Source organism: Bacteroidota bacterium (assembly GCA_018692315.1).
GTDB lineage: Bacteria > Bacteroidota > Bacteroidia > Bacteroidales > JABHKC01 > JABHKC01.
Map to the genome: position 1 here is coordinate 66,112 of JABHKC010000158.1, position 19,698 is coordinate 85,809.

General features: G+C 31.9%; 10 protein-coding genes. 3 read left to right on the forward strand and 7 right to left on the reverse strand.

Annotation, left to right across the window (positions count from 1 at the left end; translation table 11 throughout):
* Positions 1-23 precede the first annotated feature (23 nt).
* The 3 genes from HN894_12250 to HN894_12260 form a co-directional block, all read right to left on the reverse strand.
* A complete protein-coding gene (locus HN894_12250; GenBank protein ID MBT7144092.1) occupies positions 24-1,049 on the reverse strand; it encodes a hypothetical protein in 1,026 nt (341 codons plus the stop codon).
* Between the two features lie 13 nt (positions 1,050-1,062).
* Positions 1,063-3,369 carry a TonB-dependent receptor gene (locus HN894_12255; GenBank protein MBT7144093.1) on the reverse strand — a complete coding sequence of 769 codons (2,307 nt, stop codon included), beginning with the start codon at positions 3,367-3,369 and terminating at the stop codon, positions 1,063-1,065.
* Between the two features lie 84 nt (positions 3,370-3,453).
* On the reverse strand, positions 3,454-5,841 hold the full coding sequence (locus HN894_12260) for a DUF349 domain-containing protein (GenBank protein MBT7144094.1): 2,388 nt from the start codon (positions 5,839-5,841) through the stop codon (positions 3,454-3,456).
* A 521-nt stretch (positions 5,842-6,362) separates the two neighbouring features.
* On the opposite strand from HN894_12260, the gene HN894_12265 reads away from it, so the two are divergent.
* A complete protein-coding gene (locus HN894_12265; GenBank protein MBT7144095.1) occupies positions 6,363-7,754 on the forward strand; it encodes a T9SS type A sorting domain-containing protein in 1,392 nt (463 codons plus the stop codon).
* 98 nt (positions 7,755-7,852) lie between these two features.
* Here HN894_12265 and HN894_12270 read toward each other — a convergent pair whose 3' ends face one another.
* Together HN894_12270 and alaS are read right to left on the reverse strand one after the other, a co-directional pair.
* Complete coding sequence (locus tag HN894_12270; protein MBT7144096.1) at positions 7,853-8,836, reverse strand: 4Fe-4S binding protein; 984 nt, start codon at positions 8,834-8,836, stop codon at positions 7,853-7,855.
* A gap of 149 nt (positions 8,837-8,985) precedes the next feature.
* Complete coding sequence (gene alaS, locus HN894_12275) at positions 8,986-11,610, reverse strand: alanine--tRNA ligase (protein MBT7144097.1); 2,625 nt, start codon at positions 11,608-11,610, stop codon at positions 8,986-8,988.
* Positions 11,611-11,810: 200 nt separating this feature from the next.
* Here alaS and HN894_12280 point away from each other — a divergent pair, with 200 nt between their 5' ends.
* Both HN894_12280 and HN894_12285 read left to right on the forward strand, forming a co-directional pair.
* Positions 11,811-12,785 carry a M23 family metallopeptidase gene (locus HN894_12280; protein MBT7144098.1) on the forward strand — a complete coding sequence of 325 codons (975 nt, stop codon included), beginning with the start codon at positions 11,811-11,813 and terminating at the stop codon, positions 12,783-12,785.
* 31 nt (positions 12,786-12,816) lie between these two features.
* A complete protein-coding gene (locus tag HN894_12285; protein MBT7144099.1) occupies positions 12,817-12,990 on the forward strand; it encodes a hypothetical protein in 174 nt (57 codons plus the stop codon).
* A 315-nt stretch (positions 12,991-13,305) separates the two neighbouring features.
* On the opposite strand, the gene HN894_12290 is transcribed toward HN894_12285, so the two are convergent.
* The gene (locus HN894_12290; protein MBT7144100.1) at positions 13,306-19,065 is read right to left on the reverse strand and encodes a T9SS type A sorting domain-containing protein; all 5,760 of its coding nucleotides are present in this window, start codon (positions 19,063-19,065) and stop codon (positions 13,306-13,308) included.
* A 320-nt stretch (positions 19,066-19,385) separates the two neighbouring features.
* Positions 19,386-19,667 carry a T9SS type A sorting domain-containing protein gene (locus tag HN894_12295; GenBank protein MBT7144101.1) on the reverse strand — a complete coding sequence of 94 codons (282 nt, stop codon included), beginning with the start codon at positions 19,665-19,667 and terminating at the stop codon, positions 19,386-19,388.
* Positions 19,668-19,698 lie beyond the last annotated feature (31 nt).

Sequence of the window (19,698 nt, forward strand, 5' to 3'; positions counted from 1 at the left end):
ATATTAATAATTTTATTCCAAAATTAGAATTTTATTCCAAAATTAGCATGAATTTGGTTACTATCAATTCTATCATCGTATCGATAATTTAGCGAGACAAAGAAATTTTTTGCAGGCTCGTGTTCAAAACCAAAAATAAAATATAGATTGTTTTTAGAGTTTTCAAGCAAATTTCCATAGTCAATTCTTGTTAAAGCTTTTGTATTTTGCAAAATTCGATAAGAGGAATAAATTGAAACTCCATCGAAATTGTTCGCCTCCACAAATTTATAGTTCGATACTTTCGAATATTCAAAACCCAGCATCAAGTTTTTAGTTTTATATCCTGCAAAAGCAGACAATGCCGTTTTTTCTGCCGAACCATTTTCAGAGCCGGGTTCGTAATCGAAATAGATTTTTGCAATTGCATTTTTAAAAAGGTTTACTTCAAAATTGTTTGACACTAAAAATTTAGAGTTGTCGTCCTGATGACGGAATGGCCCATCTCCGTTTACAATACTTATGCTATATTTCAAAATATTGTGATGATTATAAGTTATTCTCGCTCCAAAATCTGCCGGCATTCCGTATCTGTATGCTTCCTGATAGGTTACATTTACATAACGAAAACCCCACCATTTGTCCTGAACTGTCAAATATTGTTGATTTAATAATTGCCCTACCGAAAGCTCAAAATTTTTGGTAAATTCCCATGATATTTTTGCCATTTTCAGAAATGCTGTGTACTTGCTACCTTCAAAATACGAGACGTTTAAAAAATTTCCAAGACTGTCGGAAACGTCAATGGCATTGGTTGTGCGGGTTACGTCGTAAATTATTGTTGCTTTCACTCTTTCGGAAATTTGATGATGGAAGCCTAAAATTGCAGTAGAAATTCCAAATGCAGATTTTGGTTTAATATTATCATCAAGCCCATAATAAAATCCGGTATATATTCGCCCAAAAAAATTGCTAACATCAATCTTGGCTTTTTTTTCGGCTTGCTTTTCTTGCGAAAAAACAAAAAATGGAATAAAAACTAAAATGATTATTATTCTATTAAATTTCATCAGAAAAATTTATTTAGAATTTAAAACTTGCACCAAGACTTGGCATAATCGGCAGTTGATTTACTCGACTATGTTTTATCCGATCAAAATAGAAAATGTTTTCTCTATCGTATATATTCGTAATACTAAAAGTAATTTTAAGTTCGGAGTTGTTGCCAAAATAAAGTACTCTTTTAATGGATGCGTCCAAACGATGATAATATGGAAGTCTTCCGGTGTTTAAATCGGCATAAATAATTCCAAGATCTCCGTTTTCTGAAGTATAGTCTGTAGTAATTCCATTTATAAATGGTAGTTTTTCGTAGTAACCTAAAGTTTTTGTAAAAGGAAAACCCGAGCCAAGATTCCATCTAGCACTAAGTTCCCAATTTAAGTCTTCTCCAAATTTATAGGACCCGACAAGGTTCACATTGTGTCTTCGGTCGAAATGTGGCAAATAATCAATAACTCCATCATAGCGAGTTACATAGCCTAAGGAATAAACACACCATAAATAAAGTTTTCGATAATCGTATTTAAGCAAAAAATCGACCCCATAAGCTTTCCCTGATTCTATTATGAAGTCTTTGGTATAATATTCAGGTTTGTCGCTATTTTCGCCGGTATCGTCGTAAATTTTATTTCTGTTTATGCTTGTAAGCTGAACATTGTCTTTTATGTAACCTTCAACATTTATGTCAATTCTATTGGTAAGATCGAATTCAAATCCTAAAATACCATGATGAGATTTTTGCAAATTGTGTTTTACTTCCTCACCATCAAATTCTTCTTGCAAATCTTGAGTTCCAGAAAGGAAACCGTAGAAAAGATTCACGACATCTCTATCGGAATTAGCACTAATAAGATTTTGCGAATATATACCAGCAGCCAATTTTACTCTCAATCTATCTGAAATATTATATTTAATCCCAAGTCGTGGCTCAAGCGAAATATCTGATAAAGAGGCATAATAATGAACTCTGAAACTTGGTTCTAACAATAGTTTCCCGGCAATATGTTTATATTTTAAAAATCCTCCTAATTCGGTTGTATTTTCATTTTGTGCCAATTTTCTGCCAGTCGAATTATAGAAAACATAATCAGTATTATATCCCAGTGCCTCAATACCATAATTAAATTCGTTGGTTCCCAGAAAATATACAAACTGAAGTCCAAAATTAAATCCATCGACTTCGCTATATCTTGGTTTTGAGTCTAATTCTTCAATACCGATTCTATAATTTGAGTACGAAAAGTTGGCTTTTACAAGAGCATTGGCACTTGAAGGGACTAATATTATATTTGATCCTATTCCATAAGATTCCCAATTTAAATCTGAAATTGTCTGATAATTTACCTGATCGTTGAAGTTAAAACCAAACAAATTAATTTTCGTTCCATTCGCTCCATTTATTGAAACTTTTCCATATAAGTCAGTAAAATTGAAAGGTAAACCGGCTGTATCAATATAGGAATAAAACAATTTAGAACTTTCTTCAAGATAAGAGGTTTTTGCTGAGAAAACAAATGATGCCCCATTGTTTGAGTTTTCCAATCCTTTTTTCAAAGGACCTTCCAATAGAAATTTTGAACCAAATGTGTTTGTCGATAATTTCCCGGACAAGCGGTTTTTATTTCCATCTTTAGTTGTAATATCCATGACTGATGAAATTCTTCCACCATATTCGGCACCAAATCCGCCGGTATAAATGTCGGCATTTCTGATAACATCTGAATCGAAAACAGAAAATAATCCAATAGAATGAAATGGATTGTAAACTATCATTCCGTCTAATAAAACCTTGTTTTGAATTGGAGAACCTCCACGAATATATAGTTGCCCACCCTGATCGCCGGTAAAAACTACACCAGGAATAACCTGAAGATATTGGGCTAAATCTGGTTCGCTTCCCATGGTTGGAATTTTTTCGAGTTGTTTTGGAGTAATTTTTACAATTGAGGTACGAATTTCGGTTTTCATCTCCATTCGTTCGGCACTTATAACAAATTCTTTTAGCCTAATTGATGACTTTTTTAGAATTAAATTTTGGTTTATGATTTTGTTGGTTTTAATATTGACTGCCATTTTTAATGTATCGTAGCCAATATAAGTAATAGTTAAAGTGTAGTTTCCTACTGGAATGTTCGTAAGGTTGTAATATCCGTTTACATCGGTAGCAGCTCCGAAGGTTGTTTTATGCAGATAGACATTTGTAAAAATAATGGGTTCGCCATTTTCTTTGTCGTAAACAAAGCCTCTAATGCTTCCAGTTTGGGCAAATATTCCGAGCGAAAACGAAAAACATATTATTAAAAGTAGTAATGTTTTATCAATTTTCATTATAGTGAAATTATGGGTTAATATGGTTTCAAATATTTTTATATAAGACAAATAGGGAATTTGATTCCCTATTGTCATATAATTTTATAATGCTTTATATAATAAATCTAATTTCTGTTTTTGCGATTTAATACTATCTTTTGCTTTTTCAATTTTTACGTTTACATCTTTGATAAGCGATTCGGCATTTTTCGTTTTCGCAAAAAAGCCAATATTATTGTCTAAAAGAATAATATCGTTTTCTAAACTTTTGATATTTTCTATCATTTTTTCTCGTTCGCGTCTGAGTTTATCTTTTCCATTAGGACTTTTAATCAGGCTTTCTATTTTGTGTTTATAAAACAGAATGTTCCTTTTCGAGTCGTCTAAATTCAGTTTTTCGAATTGTTTGTTTACGGCTTCTCTGTATTTTGCCTGAATTTCATCTTTTTGTTTGAACGAAACATGTCCTATTTTTGTCCATTCGTTCTGAAATTCTTTCAATGTTTCAAGATTTACTACATCGTCCTCAACACGTTGATATTCCTCAATTCTCTTTATCAATTCCAATTTTAGATTTGAATTCTCAGAATATCTTGCATCAATTTCTGAATAGTATTTTTCTTTACTGTTGAAAAATGTGTCGCAAGCACCGCGGAATCGCTTCCAAATTTTGTCGGAATCTTTTCTTGGAACTGGTCCAATTTCTTTCCAGGCTCTTTGCAATTTTATGTATTCGTCTGTAGTTTTTTTCCAATCGGTACTTTCCTTCATACCATCAGCCTGAATGCAAAGGTTTATTTTTTGTTGAAGATTATTTGTTTGCTCTTCTTTTCCTTGGGCAAAATATTCTCGTTTCTTATTGAAGAAATTGTTGCAAGCCAGCCTAAATCGTTCATAGATTTTGCTATTTTCTTTTTTTGTAGCAAAACCAATTGTTTTCCAAAACTTTTGTATTTCTATAATTTCTTTCGATTTATCATCCCATTCTTTTGGTTTTACAATTTCGAGTGCTGCAATTTCTTCAACTTTTTCGCACAATACAATTTTAGCTTCAAGATTGTTTTGTTGCTCGTTTTTTAAATTATCGAAATATGCTTGGTGTTTTATGTTTATTTTTGTGGTTGCTTCTTTAAATCTTTCCCAAAGGTCATCGCGTTTCTCGCGAGGCACAGGTCCAATTTCTCGCCAGTGGTCGTGCAACTTTTGTAGAGATTTAAATGCTTTTAAAATAGATGGTTCAATTAGTAGTTCTTCGGCTTTTTCGCAAAGAACTAATTTGTTTTCTAAGTTCTTTTTTAAATCTAAGTCTCGAAGTTCCTTGTTTATTTTTATAAAATCATAAAACTTTTCTACGTAATAATGATATGTTTCCCACAAGTTTTTTAAACTTGCCTGAGGTACTAAACCAATATTTTTCCAGCGGTTTTGTAATTCGCGAAAATCGCTGAATGTTTTTGATAAAGATTCGCTTCCTTTTGCGAGATCTTTAATTTCTTCAATTATTTGTAATTTCTTTTGTAAGTTTTCTTCTTTTTCTTTTTCGAGAATTTGATTATACTCATATTTTTTAGCCTTGAATATTTTCAACAATTCTTTAAGATTCTCCTCTTTTTCGTCGGGTTCAATTTTAAAGCCATCCAAAGTGCCGTTTTCACTTTCCGATTTGTATTGTTGTTCAAGAGTTTTTATTTCTTCATTATGAATTTTGTAAAAGTGAGTCTTTATTTCATCTACAAAATTTCTAAGGTTTTGTATGTTTTGAATTTCAGTGTCTTCAAGAATTTTCGAAAACTCATCAACCAGTTGTGTTTTGTCTAATTTTGAATAGTCAATTTCTTCAATTTTTTCCTCAGGAACTTCAGTTATGCTCGGTTCAACCGGGTTTTCAGCTTTTGGTTCATCTAAAGATATAGATGCTTCTTCGCTTGTCTCTGTCTTTTCGTCAACAACTTTCTCAGATATCTCCGGTTCAGTCGTAGGTTCTTCCGGCTGATCTTCAGTAGAAATTTCAATTTCTGAAACTTCAGTTGTAGCTTTTTCAACTTCCTTACTACTTACCTCAATATCATCACTATTTTCTACATTTTCAATTTCTGAGACTGTTTCTATTTCCCTATTTTCAGATTGAATTTCAGAAACCGAATCGTCTGTTTTTGATTCTTCAACAACAGTATTTTGTTCAATGTTTTCGACAGCCTGATTTTCTGGTTCATCCTCAGATGTTACTTCATCATTTTTCTCAACATCCAGATTGCTTTCTTCAATTTTCACTTCTGTTACAGAATTTTCAGTGGTTTCAGAAACCTGTGAACTCTCAATTTTTGGTTCCTCAATAAGGTTTTCTTCAACTACATTTTCAACTGAACTTGAGTTTTGCTCTTCATCCATATTGTTAGCATCTTGATTTAAGTCCTGAAGCTCATTGCTTGCTTGCTGTTCATTCATCGACTTTAAGTTTTCGTCAGTCGAATTATTAATGTTATCAATCATAAAAAAGAATTTTAATTCAGATAAAATAAACTTTTATCATCAGTGTTTTAGAAATAATTATAATAATCAGATGAAATATTTCACCTTCAGAGTTTATTAGAAATATTAAGAACGATTGTTTCTGGTTTTTTCAAAGAAATTTGCAAATATAACTAATTATTGAAAGAACAAACACTAATTAATTCAAATCTTTGGTGATATCTTTTTTTGTTTTTTTTGATGTCATAAACTTACTAATAGAATCTTTTAAAATCTTTATTTGCATACAAATAGCTATGATTAGAAATATTATTTTATAGGATTATATCAACAATAAAATTACTGAAATTAGAAAAATTGCACTTCACTATTTTCAAACTAAATAATGTATCATTTGATTTGCAATTTTGAACTTTGTTTCGTTTACAATATATTGCAAATTATTTAGATATGCTATAAACTATTTTATTGTAAACTTTTGACTGCTAGATTTCTTAACAAATGTATAACTGAATATAAATTAATTACTAAAATATAAATAGATGAAAAGTTATATTATCAAAGCATGCTTTATCGCATTTTTTTCATTAATTATAGTAGGTGTAAATGCACAAACAATTCAATATACAATGCCTGAAGAAACTGCCCAGCATGAAGGAACATGGCTTCAATGGCCTCACAATCATACTTATGGACCATTTTATCGTTCTGATCTCGAGCCAGGTTGGATTGAAATGACAAGAGAATTGCAGAGTGGTGAGAATGTTCATATTATTGCATATAATATGCTTGAACGAAATCATATTATTCAAGTTCTTAACAATGCAAATGTACCATTAACAAATGTTGATTTTTACATTCACCAAAACAATGACGTGTGGGTGAGAGACAACGGACCTATTTTCGTTTATGATAGTATTGGAGATGTTGTTATACTCGATTGGGGTTTTAATGGTTGGGGAAATTCGGCTCCATATGCACTTTGTGATGTTATTCCACAACTTATAAGCTCAGATATTTCTGTCCCATACATTGATTTAAGTGCTATGATTTTAGAAGGTGGCTCAATTGAAATAGATGGTAATGGAAGTTTGATGGCAACCAAAAGCTCAATAATCAACAGTAATAGAAATCCAAACTTGTTACAGGCTCAGGTAGAAGATTATTTAACAACATATCTTGATGTAACAAATTTCATCTGGCTTGATGGTGTTGCGGGTTTAGAAATTACTGATATGCACATTGATGGATTCGCACGATTTCTCGACACAACGACAATTGTAACTATGGACAGCCTTTCGCTCATATATTGGGATGTACCATCTTCGGATATAAACACATTGTATAATGCACAAAATGCTTATGGGAACTCTTTTAATTATATTTTTCTGCCACTTACAGTAAATAATGTTTCTACAACTTGGGGGCAAAACATTGGATACAAGGGTAGTTATGTAAACTATTATATCGGAAATAATGCTGTTCTGGTTCCAAGCTATAATGATCCCAATGATACCGTAGCAATTTCTATATTACAATTATTATATCCTTCACGAAATGTAGTAGGAATAGATGTAAGAAACTTGTATTTTGGTGGCGGAATGACACATTGTGTTACCCAGCAGCAACCACAAAATCAAAATTATGTCGGTGTTATTGAACAAAATAATGAGGAGAATAAATTATTCCAAAATAGTCCGAATCCTTTTAATTCTTATTCAACTATTTCATTTTCATTGAAAGAAAATTCTTTTGCAAAATTAGAAATTTACAATTCTTTAGGTCAAAAAGTTTCAACAATAATTAATTCAAAACTTTACGCAGGCAAACATACTACAACCCTTATTGCTAAAGACTTTGAGAATGGAATTTACACCTATATTTTGACTGTTGATAATAAAATAATATTGAGAAAAAAGATGATAGTGAATTAAACCTAATTAAGCGATTGTGAAAAAGAAAATAGGAATTGAATCATTCCTGAATGAAAAACTCAAAATTTGAAATAATTTTATCAGCTACCAAAATCGGCTTATATCCTTGCTAAACACAAAAACATTGCGTGTAGCGAAACGCTAATAAATAAATACAAATTTCTTGCATGTTGAGGCTTCAAACCAAAAAATTTATATTTGATAGAATCGCTTCCGCAAGCCGATAAGCAATCGCCACATAGTGTACAAGTTGGAGCTGGTTTTTTGTTTTTTATATTATCAATATTAAGTGCATCATATTTGCAGTGCGATGTGCAATGGTTACAAAGCGTGCATTTGTCGTCGATATACATTCTGAAAGGCGAAATATATTTTAGGTATCTAACCAAAGTTCCAACCGGGCAATAAACCGTGCAATGGTACATTTGCGATCTGGTACGAGAAACTAATAAAATAATTGCAATTCCTACGATTCCGAAACCGATACCACCAATTATTGCAATTTGAATATTTGCATCGAAAACTCTTAGTAAGATTGCGGCAAAAATTACAAAAAACAGGAAACTATGTTTTAGTGTATTTTTGTTTTTAATTGATTTTGCAATCCCACTCTTTTTTATTTCCGAAACAATATTATCGACAGCTCCAAAATAGCATAACTGGCTACACCAAGCCGGTCCAGACAATAAAATCGTACTCAAAAACAAAATTGGCATGAAGGAGACTTTCATATTATATATTCCACTTCCTATAATTAATGCAGGAACAGGAATGTGCATTTTCCCTGTCATCAAAAATTCGTCGTGTCCAAACAATCCTAAAATAAACTGCAAGAAAAAAACAACACAAAATAAAGTCCACGTCCATTTTCGCCACTTTGAGCTTTCGCTGACGTTTTGCATTTTGTATGCAACAAAACCAGCATAAATAGAAAAAATTGGAATTACATAATAAGCCGAACCTGGGAATATTTTATCGAAAAGAATTATTGGGAAACTTACCTTCAATTTTACAAAAATTAAAACTGCGGCAGTAAAAATAGCACTTGAAACTACTAACCAATTTATTTTTATTGATCTCATCTAAAATTTGCTGTTTGAATTTCTAATCGAAGAAACTCGTAAAATTTGCTTGAATAATTTCATGAAAAAATAGCGAATCTATTTTTTCAAAATATTAAGTAATTTATTCTTGAATTTTAAAATTATAAGCCTGGCTAAAAATGATATACTTAAACATTCTTTATAATCTCAAAAGCCTTTGAAATAGCATCATTAATTCCATCTACCTTTTTTCCACCGGCATTAGCAAAAAATGCCTGGCCTCCACCTCCACCTTGAATTTCTTTTGCCAGTTCGCGTACAATTTGTCCGGCATTAAGATTTTTTTCTTTCACCAAATTTTCAGAAATCATAACTGTGAGGTTTGGTTTACCATTTATTTCAGCCCCAATTACAAGGAATAAATTATCTATTTGTGTTTTCAACTGAAATGCTAAATCTTTAACAGAAGTTGCGGAATCTACTTCAATTTTTTCACAAATTACATTTATTCCATTTGTTTCAGTAATGTTTTTAATAAGCGAATCTTTAGTAATTTTGACTTTATCTTTCGCATGAGCTTCTAATTGCTTTTGTAAACTTTTATTTTCTACAATAAGTTTTTCAATATTACTGACAATGTTTTTCGGATTGTTAAAAAGCTGCTTTATTTGCTTCATTTCAGCAAAATTTTGGTTTACTAATTTTTCAGCTTTTATAGAAGTAACTGCTTCAATTCTTCTAATACCTGCAGCAATTGCACTTTCCGAAACAATTTTAATAATCCCAATTTGACCACTTGCTTTCACATGAGTGCCACCACACAATTCAATAGAATCTCCAAATTTTACTACCCTTACCAAGTCTTCGTATTTTTCTCCAAAAAGTGCAATAGCTCCAAGTTCTTGAGCTTTGTTCATTGGGAGACTCCTAAAGTCTTCAATAATAAGATTTTCTCGAATCATTTTGTTTGCAATGGCTTCAATTTTTGAAATCTCATCGTCTGTAAGCTTCTGAAAATGTGAAAAATCGAATCTTAAATTTTCTGAACTTACAAGCGATCCTTTTTGCTCGACATGAGTACCAAGAACCATTCGTAAAGCAAAATGAAGAATATGTGTGGCTGTATGGTTATTAGCAATTAAACTTCGCCTATTCTCATCAACAACAGCTTTAAAGGTTTCATTGATATTTTTTGGCAATTTTTCAAGCAAATGCAGAGTCAAACCATTTTCATTGATAGTGTTAATAACTTGAATTTTTTCTTCAATGTTTTCTATATAGCCGGTGTCACCAATTTGTCCACCACTTTCGGCATAAAAAGGAGTTTTGTCGAAAACCACCTGGAACAATTTTTTCGACTTCATTTTTACAAATCGATACTTAACAATTCTGATATCGCAAATAGTTTCATCGTAGCCAACAAATTCAAAATTTTTTGCATATGCTAATTCAACCCAATCGTGAGTTTCGAGATTTGAAGCGTCTTTTGATCTTCTCTTTTGTGCTTGCATTTCTGCTTCAAATTCTTGATGATTTAAACTTAAACCTTTTTCTTTGAGAATTAATTCAGTAAGGTCTAAAGGAAAGCCGTAGGTGTCATACAATTCGAAAACAACTTTACCATTTATCTGCTTATTATTTTTGTTTATCGATTTTGAAATAATCTGATCTAATAATTTGATTCCAGTTTCAAGAGTTCGTAAAAAAGAAATTTCTTCTTCCTTTAAAACTTTAGTAATTAATTGTTTCTGTGACACTAATTCTGGAAAAGCATTTCCCATAATTTCAATAAGAACAGGAACCAATTTAAAAATGAATGGTTCTGAAAAATTCAAATACGTATATCCATACCGAACAGCTCGACGTAAAATTCTTCTGATTACATATCCGGCTTTATTATTCGAAGGCAATTGTCCATCGGCAATAGAAAAAGAAATTGCACGTAAATGATCTGCAACAACTCTCATTGCAATATCTGCATCTATGTTTTCGCCATAATTCAAATTTGCCATTTTTGCAATTTCTTGAATTAATGATTGGAACACATCTGTATCGTAATTCGACTTTTTATTTTGCACTGCCATACATAGCCTTTCGAAACCCATTCCGGTATCGACATGTTTTTTGGGCAGAAACTCTAATTCTCCACTTGCTTTTCTATTGTACTGAATAAAAACCAGATTCCAGATTTCAATTACCAGAGGATGATCTTTGTTTACCAGAGTTTTACCGTCAATAGAGGTTCTGTCTTTTTCGTCTCTCAGATCAATATGAATTTCTGAACAAGGGCCACAAGGGCCACTCTCTCCCATTTCCCAGAAATTATCTTTTTTAGAGCCATATAGGATTTTGTCTTTTTTAAGATAATTTAGCCAGTAATTATAAGCCTCAATGTCTAAGTCGAGGTTTTCAAACTTATTGCCTTCAAACACTGTAGCATATAGTCTATCGATAGGAAGATTTAAAACATCAGTCAGAAATTCCCACGCCCAACTGATAGCTTCTTTTTTAAAATAATCTCCAAACGACCAATTTCCAAGCATTTCGAACATTGTATGATGGTATGTATCATGTCCGACTTCTTCTAAATCGTTGTGTTTCCCGGATACTCTTAAGCATTTTTGCGAATTTGCAACTCTTAAGTGTTTAGCTTCAGCATTATCAAGAAAAATATCTTTAAATTGGTTCATTCCTGCATTAATGAACATTAGCGTAGGGTCGTTTTTTACAACTATTGGGGCTGAAGAAACAATCGCATGCTTTTTCGATTCAAAAAAATCATGAAATGCCTTCCTTATTTCATTTGCGTTCATAATTATTTATATTAAAAATTTTAATAATCTAAGTTTACTTTAGAATGTCATACTCTGGCCTATTGAATTTAGTAAACTCAAATTTAAAACTCCATTTTATCTTGTTATAATATTAATAAACCTGTTTCCATTTTTTTGCAAAATTAATTTATTTATTAGTTTTGCAGTATATTTAGAATATTTATTGATTTAAGTAAAATATGGCAAAAAACAAATATCATTTTGATAAAGATTCTCTCAGTTATAGTAAAATAGAACTGGGCATTAAACAAAAGATATTTAAACTGTTTACTTATTTCACAGCAAGTGTTGTAATGGCAGTAATTTTAGTTGTAGTTTTTTTGAGCTATTTCAATTCGCCAAAAGAAAAACAACTAAAAAGAGAAATTAATCAATTGTCGTTACAATATGAAATTTTGAATAAACAAGCCGAACAAATATCTGTAGTTTTGGATGATATCCAACAGAGAGATGACAATATTTACCGTACTATTTTCGAATCTGAACCAATTTCAAGCACAATAAGAAAAGCTGGAATTGGAGGTATCAACCGCTACAAAAAACATCAAGGGTACGAAAATTCTACTATCGTCATTGAAACTGCAAAAAAATTAGATAAAATTGAAAAATCTTTATACGTTCAGTCGAAATCATACGACGAAGTAGAACATCTTGTAGTTAATAAAGAGCAAATGCTAAGTTGTATCCCAGCTATTATGCCAATTTCAAACAAAGATTTAACGCGCACTTCCTCTGGCTGGGGCTATAGAATTCATCCAGTTTATAAAATCCGCAAATTTCATTATGGTATGGATTTTACTGCACCAAAGGGTACAGAAGTTTATGTTTCAGGCGATGGAGTTGTTTCGGATATTGTAAAATCGAGATGGGTTGGCTACGGACATAAAGTGATTATTGATCATGGATTCGGATACAAGACTCTATATGCTCATTTAAATTCTTTCAATGTTAAAAAAGGACAAAAAGTTAAAAGAGGTGATGTTATAGCATTTGTTGGAAACACAGGTATTTCTACTGCTCCGCATTTGCATTACGAAGTACATAAAGACGGCAAAAAAACGAATCCACAGCACTATTATTTTAAAGATTTAACTCCGGAAGAATATGATAGGATGATAGAAATCTCATCGAGTATGAATCAAACTTTTGATTAAAATTATATAACTTTTAGAAAAAACTGTAGTTATGGAAGCTAAGAAAAAGTATATTAAACCTGAAATTGAAATAGTAAAAATTGATACAGAAATATCACTTGTAATGATGACATCGCCTCCTGGCGATCCGGAAAGCAAATCTACACATCAGCAAAGAAAGGAGAAAGATAGGAAAAGAGATACTTTTGAATCACCTTTTGAGTAAAAATGAAATTAGTCAGGTAGAATTTACTATCTTTTACTGCTAAATTCTACTTTGATGGCCAAGTTCAAAACCTGTTTTTTCTCGTGAAATGAATAATAATTTAGGACTTAAATAAAATTTACCCAATGATTTTATTATTGTTTTAATCAATTTCTGCTATAGTACTTATACAATATTTGTTATTCATTTTATTAATCTACATTACACACAAAAAACAATAAAACAATGTATATCTATTATTAAGAACTTTAGTTTTTATTAACAAAAAAGGGCTGCAATGAAAATTGCAGCCCTTTTTTGTATATATCTTTTGTTCTATTCGATTGTGAATTGTTTTGTTCCTACAAAATTATTAGTAGATAATTTATAGAAATAGCTTCCCGCAGCAATATCTTTTGCATTGAACTCAACTGATTGTTCACCTGCATTAAAATCTTGAGAAACAAGTTTAACTACAATTTCGCCAATTGAATTAAAAATTTCAAGATTCACATATGAGTCTTCCGGAAGATAAAAACTAATCGTTGTAGTTTCATTAACCGGATTTGGAGCATTTTGATATAAAACATAACTGTCATCAATATCAGAAATTACATGAAGTTTTCCAACTATGCTAATTGCATCGTTTGCATAAAACTCACTACCTTCAATCCAAGTTTTTACTCCAACAGAATATTCTTTATTTTGAGATTGGTTCCATACTTTTATTGAATATTGTTCTCCAACATTTAAACCATCTTTTTGTTCTGTTGTAAAGTCATCTGCCCAAATAGTAACAGCAGAGTAATTAGAACTAATTACAGAACTACCTACTATTTTTCCATTTTCGTCAAATATTCCAATTTCATCTCCACTGTTAACCAAATCTCCCCATATTGTTTCAGGAAATCCAACTACCATATTGTTTTCAGTAATATTTACACTATTATAATAGAAGGTTTCTGTTGGAATAATACTCGACTTTGTAACAACATCGTTTGCAGGATAATAGAAATTAGTAGCAGCTGTAAGTTTAATTTTATAACCTTTTCCTGGTATCAAGTCCCCAAGATTATTAAAATTGTATTGTGGCCAGTAAACAGATCCTGATTCGTTTTTAACAATTACGATAAGGCCAACAATAGAAGTCATCATATCTTCAACATCTGCAGCTGATTGACGTAGATAAGCAATTGTATTATATCCTTCGATAAATGACAACATAGTTTCTTCCGGAACAAGAGCTGTATCTTCTAATGTAACCACCTGAGAAGTGGCCATCTTAGCTTGATATCCTTCACCAATAACCATATCTCCAATAGCATTTATACTCCATATTGGCCAATATACTCCACCACCGTCATTTTTCATAATTACAATTTCAGACTCAACTGATGCAAATACAGTGCTAATGTCGTCAGTAATATCAAGGAATGTAGAGAAAATACTCCAACCTATTGGTAAATCAATGTTTTGAACAACAGTTCCTAAAATTATTTCGATATCGTCAGAAACCGAACACCCATTTTCCGTAACAGTAACAGAATACACACCAAAATCTAATCCAGTAATAGTTTGAGTAGTTTCTCCAGTTGACCATAAATATGTGAAATTAGCATTTGCACCTGCATCTAAAACAACAGTTGCTACATTGAGAGTAGTTATATCAGTACCTAAATCTACTATTGGATCACTTACAATAACTGATTGAAGGTCGAAGCTTGCACAAGCATTGACATCAGTATAATCATATTGAATATCGAAAGTTCCAACTCCAGCTACTGCAGGATCAAATTGGTCTCCACTTATACCGGTACCACTGAAAGTACCTCCAAGAGGATCGCCTACGAGTGTAACTGCAGCATCGCCTACACAATAACCAACTCCATTAAAGCCGGTAAATGTAACTGTAGGATATCCAAAAGATTGAACAGTATATGATTTTGTATCATTTCCAGTATTATTATCAAATTCATAAGCAACAGTAATATCAAAATCATAATCAGTACTTAAAGCCGATAAATCAGCAGTTGCTATGAATGAATAAGTAAATGAACTTGTACTTGTAAAATCAGATGTTAATGTATAATTTTCAGTTACTGTATTTCCTCCAAGCTCATAAGACAAAGGTATCACTGTACCTAAGTCAATATCTCCAGGACCATTATTTGTAACAGTAACAGAAACTACCTCAGAATTAGTAAATTCGCAAGCTGATACAGGTGCTAACAAAGCAGTAATCTCAACATCTGGTGGAGTTACAGTTTTTATTTCAATATTATCAATTAACATGTATTCTGCAGAGAAAGTAGAATTTCCGAAAGTTTTCCAACCAAAATAGTAAGTTCCTGACGAAGGTACAGTAAACATAGTATTTGCAAACTCATATACATCACTTGTATTTACATTGTCAAAAAACAATAAATCTGTGTTCATACCTGCAGCATTTTGGGCAGTACCCATTTTCACATACAAATCTTTATTTGTAGTAGATAAGTACGAATTATACCAGAAGCTTATCTGATATGTTTCAGTGGCATCTAATTGAAAGCATTGAGTAAACAACCAGTCATTAGCAGATCCGGTACTGAAATCAAAACCATAGCTATAATCACCATCCTGTGCATTTTGAGTATTAAAGAATCGAAGCCAATCAATTCCATCATTATTAATATCTTCAGTAGCCCAACCAAGAGGTTCACTTACTTCGAAGCTTTCATTATAAGCTCCAGCACCAAAATCATGATCGAAATAATCTACTACATGACCTAAAAATTCATTATTCTCTTCATATGAATCAAAGGTTGAGTCAACCCAAGCATTAAATACATAAGTTCCAACTCCACCAAAGGTTGAGAAATCAACACCTTGAGTAAATGTGTAATCGAATGTTGAACCAGCAAAAATATTGCTTGAGATAGTTTCAGTAACAAAAATTCCATCAATTTGGTATGTAACATCAAGTCCACCCATTATAATAGAAGTTCCATAATTTTTAACTGAAACAGTAACATCTTGTGTTCCTGTTAAGCCACAATCGCTAATTGGGCTAACAAAACCAACAACACCAGCATCTGTTGCTAATTTTTCACGAATAATCAAATTCCTAACAGAAGCACGATTATCATCATATTTATTTGCAGATTCCAATGAAAGGATAAATTCAGTTCCTTCATATCCTGTCAAATCAAAATAAATTGTTGAGTAAGGATCGCTATTTTCAGTTAAAGGATGAAAATCTGATGTCCCATTTACATCACTTATTTGTGTACCATTCAATAAAACTCTAAACCAGCTATATCCAGGTCCATTAAGATAAGATTGTTTTAAATCTAATAACAATTCTAAAGTTGTTAATGATGTAGCATCTACATTACAAGTAAATGCACTTGATTGATGTGTAGTGTTAATATTCCAAGCTTGGTCGGCTGTAGTACCACCTAAGGCAGAACCACCTGTCCAATCTGTGTTAGCAGCACTTCCTTTAAAACTAAATTTACCTGCATTAAATGTGGCTAAAGCATTTGCTCCATAATCATATCCAAAACTTGTGGTAGTATTTCCTAATTCAAATTCTCCAACTATTTCGTCAATTCCTGAAGTTGTAATTGAAATTGAAACTCCATCGTTTGAAGCATCACTATCAGCAGGCAAATCAGCAACAGCAATACATTCATATGTTCCCGCTCCACTAAAATCAGCAGTAGTTGTAAATGAATAAGTAAGTGTATCTCCTGCTTGAATTGTACTTGCAACAGTCTCCGTAACATAATTTGAACCATTATCTAAAGAATATCTTAAATCAAAATTAGATACCGATGTTACTCCATAATTTTTTACTTCAACTGTTACAACTTCATTATTTGCTAAATTACAAGCAGTTGACAAAGGTGTTACCCAAGATAAAACACCAATATCATTAACATTCGCAACTTCTACTATATTGATATTATCAAATGCAAATCCATCATATGAATTATTTGAGGCATCTGCTCCAAAAACAAATCTGAATTTAACATTTGGTTCACCTGCAAGAACAGCTAATTCAGCATTTATACCAACCCAAGAATTTGTGTTGGTATAGGCATAAGTAGCTCCTGACCAATCTAAAGCAACGCATGCAGAAGTAGCCCATGTTTGTCCTCCGGTTCCGCTTAAAATATTTTCCCAGTTTGATCCTCCATCAATAGAGTATTGCACCGAGGCGGCATCGAAATCATCCTCTGTATTAACACTAAAACTGAACTGGAAAGAAGGCAATATTAAATTCGTAAAATCGAAACATGGACTTTCAACATAAGATTGCTCATTATTATTATAAAAAGTATTTAAGCCAGTCATCCATACATTTGTTCCATAACTTGTATAGTTAATAACATTTCCATTAGGAGCACCTAACTCCCATGTAGATAGTTGACCACCAGATAACCAATAATGAGTAGATTCAAAACTTTGATTGTAAGGATTAGCATTATCAACTACAATAGTTGGTAAAGAAACAATTGTTTCAGTAAAGGCATCATTTGTATTGTCTGCATCATTAACTAATGTTGTTGTTACAACAACGGTATGATATGCAACAGTTGAAAAATCTACTCCGGTAAATGTATGAGTATAAGAACCTCCTGCTGCAATATTCACAGCTGTAACATTGTCTGAACTTCCAGCTCCATCAACAGTGTAGCTAATATCAAAATCAGTTACAGCTGCAACACCAAAGTTAAAAACTGTAACGACCATATCTTCCGAGCTTCCTAAACCACAGCTACTTGTAGGAGAGACAATATCAATTACTCCAATATCTAATGCTAATTTTTCACGAACAATTAAATTATCAATAAATGCAACATTTCCTGGGGCACTTACAGCCTCACTATATTTATTACATGCCTGTAGTTCCAAAGTGAAACTCTGACCTGCATAAGTATCAAGATCAAATGTTAAGCTTGCAAATGAATCACCTGTTGGAGTAGTTGGATTAAAATTTGAATTTCCATTAATATCTGCAACTTGGGTTCCATTTACCAAAACTCTGAACCAACTATAAGTCGGACCATTTTGATAAATTTGTTTCAAATCTAAAAGTAATTCACATGTTGCTATTTGTGTAGCATCAACATTACATGCATATCCAGAAGCATGGTGGTCTGTATTGTCGTTCCAAGCATTACTTTCAGTAGTTCCGAAAGCAGTACCAGTCCAACCACCAATACCTGCACCTTCTAAACGAAGAACAAATTCTCCGCCCATATCGTAAATTGAGGCATTAGATTCTGCATTTGTAACTAATTGCAAATCGCTTGAACCACTACCAAATCCTTCAGTAAATGGGGCAACATCTGTAATAGTTATAGTTGTATATGTGGTAACTGTCCATGAAATTGCGTCATTTGAATTATCTGCATCGCCTGTTAAATCAACATAAGCATTTATTACATAATCTCCGATAGCGGAAAAATCAACCGCAGTGAAAGAATAATTTTCAGATGCTCCAGCAGCTAATGTTTGGTTATAAGTTTCAGTAACAACAGATCCGCCATCAATTGTATAGTTTACTGTAAATCCGGTTGCATCTTGATTACCATTATTTACTAATTCCACGGTAATCATTTGATTTGCATCATTATCGCACATTGCCATGCCTGGAGATGACCAGGAATTCACTGCAATATCGAAATTTGAAGGTATTGGACAAGTAACTGTTACACCTGTTGAAACTCCAGATGGGGTTTCAGTAATTATAACATTTCCACTTGCATCTGTACCGTCATACAAAACGATGTTACCATCTGCGTCTTCAATATAATATCCAAAATTATCGGAAGTAAAAGCAAATTGTCCCAGTGTGAACGAAGTTGTTAGTACCTCACCATCTGAAACGGAAAAAGTAAATGATGTCTCTGAACCACTTAATAGTGTCAAATCAGCAGCATTTGAATGTGCAACTCCATCAACATTAACTGTTACAGTACTTCCAAACCATCCAAAAGCAGTTGCATCTTTAAGCACAATAGTGTAATCGCATGCCATTGAATTCCAAGCAATTAAAGCAACAAATGCTAAAGAAATAAGAATTTTTTGTAATTCGTTTTTCATAATCATATAATTTTAAAATTTAGTTAGCCAATGTAAATATTAATATTTAATCTCCAAAATTTTATTCACTTAATTTTTATTTAAGGAGCAAAAGTATTAAATTAATTCTAATTTTAAAAATAATATTAATAATCAAAAATAATTTAATGCTTATTATAATCGCCTAAAACATAAATATTCCTTAATATATTTAATGCTTTATATTTATTATCAATAAAATAGTATTGCTGAATTAAAAAATAATGCATTAAAATATATCACAAAAAAAAACACCTGTACGAAATTCGCACAGGTGTTTCTTTTAATGTTTTAACTTATGATTATTTTTCAATATTCATTTGTTTTGTAGCTACAAAATTGTCGGTAATAATTTTATAGAAGTATGATCCTGAAGATAAATCTTTAGAGTCGAATTCTATAGTGTGTTTACCGGCTTCGTAGTCTTGAGATATAATCTCTTCTACAAACTCACCCAAAATATTGTAAATATTCATTTTTACATTTGTCGATTCTGGTAAGTAGAAGCTAATTGTAGTAGTTTCTGAATATGGATTTGGAATATTCTGATCTAAAGAATAGGTATCAAAATTACCAATTATCATATTTTTTACAATACTTATTTTATTGTCGGAA

Coding starts and splice junctions, on each gene's coding strand:
- HN894_12250 (MBT7144092.1), bottom strand. CDS start 1,049: ATGAAATTTAATAGAATAATAATCATTTTAGTTTTTATTCCATTTTTT.
- HN894_12255 (MBT7144093.1), bottom strand. CDS start 3,369: ATGAAAATTGATAAAACATTACTACTTTTAATAATATGTTTTTCGTTT.
- HN894_12260 (MBT7144094.1), bottom strand. CDS start 5,841: ATGATTGATAACATTAATAATTCGACTGACGAAAACTTAAAGTCGATG.
- HN894_12265 (MBT7144095.1), top strand. CDS start 6,363: ATGAAAAGTTATATTATCAAAGCATGCTTTATCGCATTTTTTTCATTA.
- HN894_12270 (MBT7144096.1), bottom strand. CDS start 8,836: ATGAGATCAATAAAAATAAATTGGTTAGTAGTTTCAAGTGCTATTTTT.
- alaS (MBT7144097.1), bottom strand. CDS start 11,610: ATGAACGCAAATGAAATAAGGAAGGCATTTCATGATTTTTTTGAATCG.
- HN894_12280 (MBT7144098.1), top strand. CDS start 11,811: ATGGCAAAAAACAAATATCATTTTGATAAAGATTCTCTCAGTTATAGT.
- HN894_12285 (MBT7144099.1), top strand. CDS start 12,817: ATGGAAGCTAAGAAAAAGTATATTAAACCTGAAATTGAAATAGTAAAA.
- HN894_12290 (MBT7144100.1), bottom strand. CDS start 19,065: ATGAAAAACGAATTACAAAAAATTCTTATTTCTTTAGCATTTGTTGCT.
- HN894_12295 (MBT7144101.1), bottom strand. CDS start 19,667: ATGATAATTGGTAATTTTGATACCTATTCTTTAGATCAGAATATTCCA.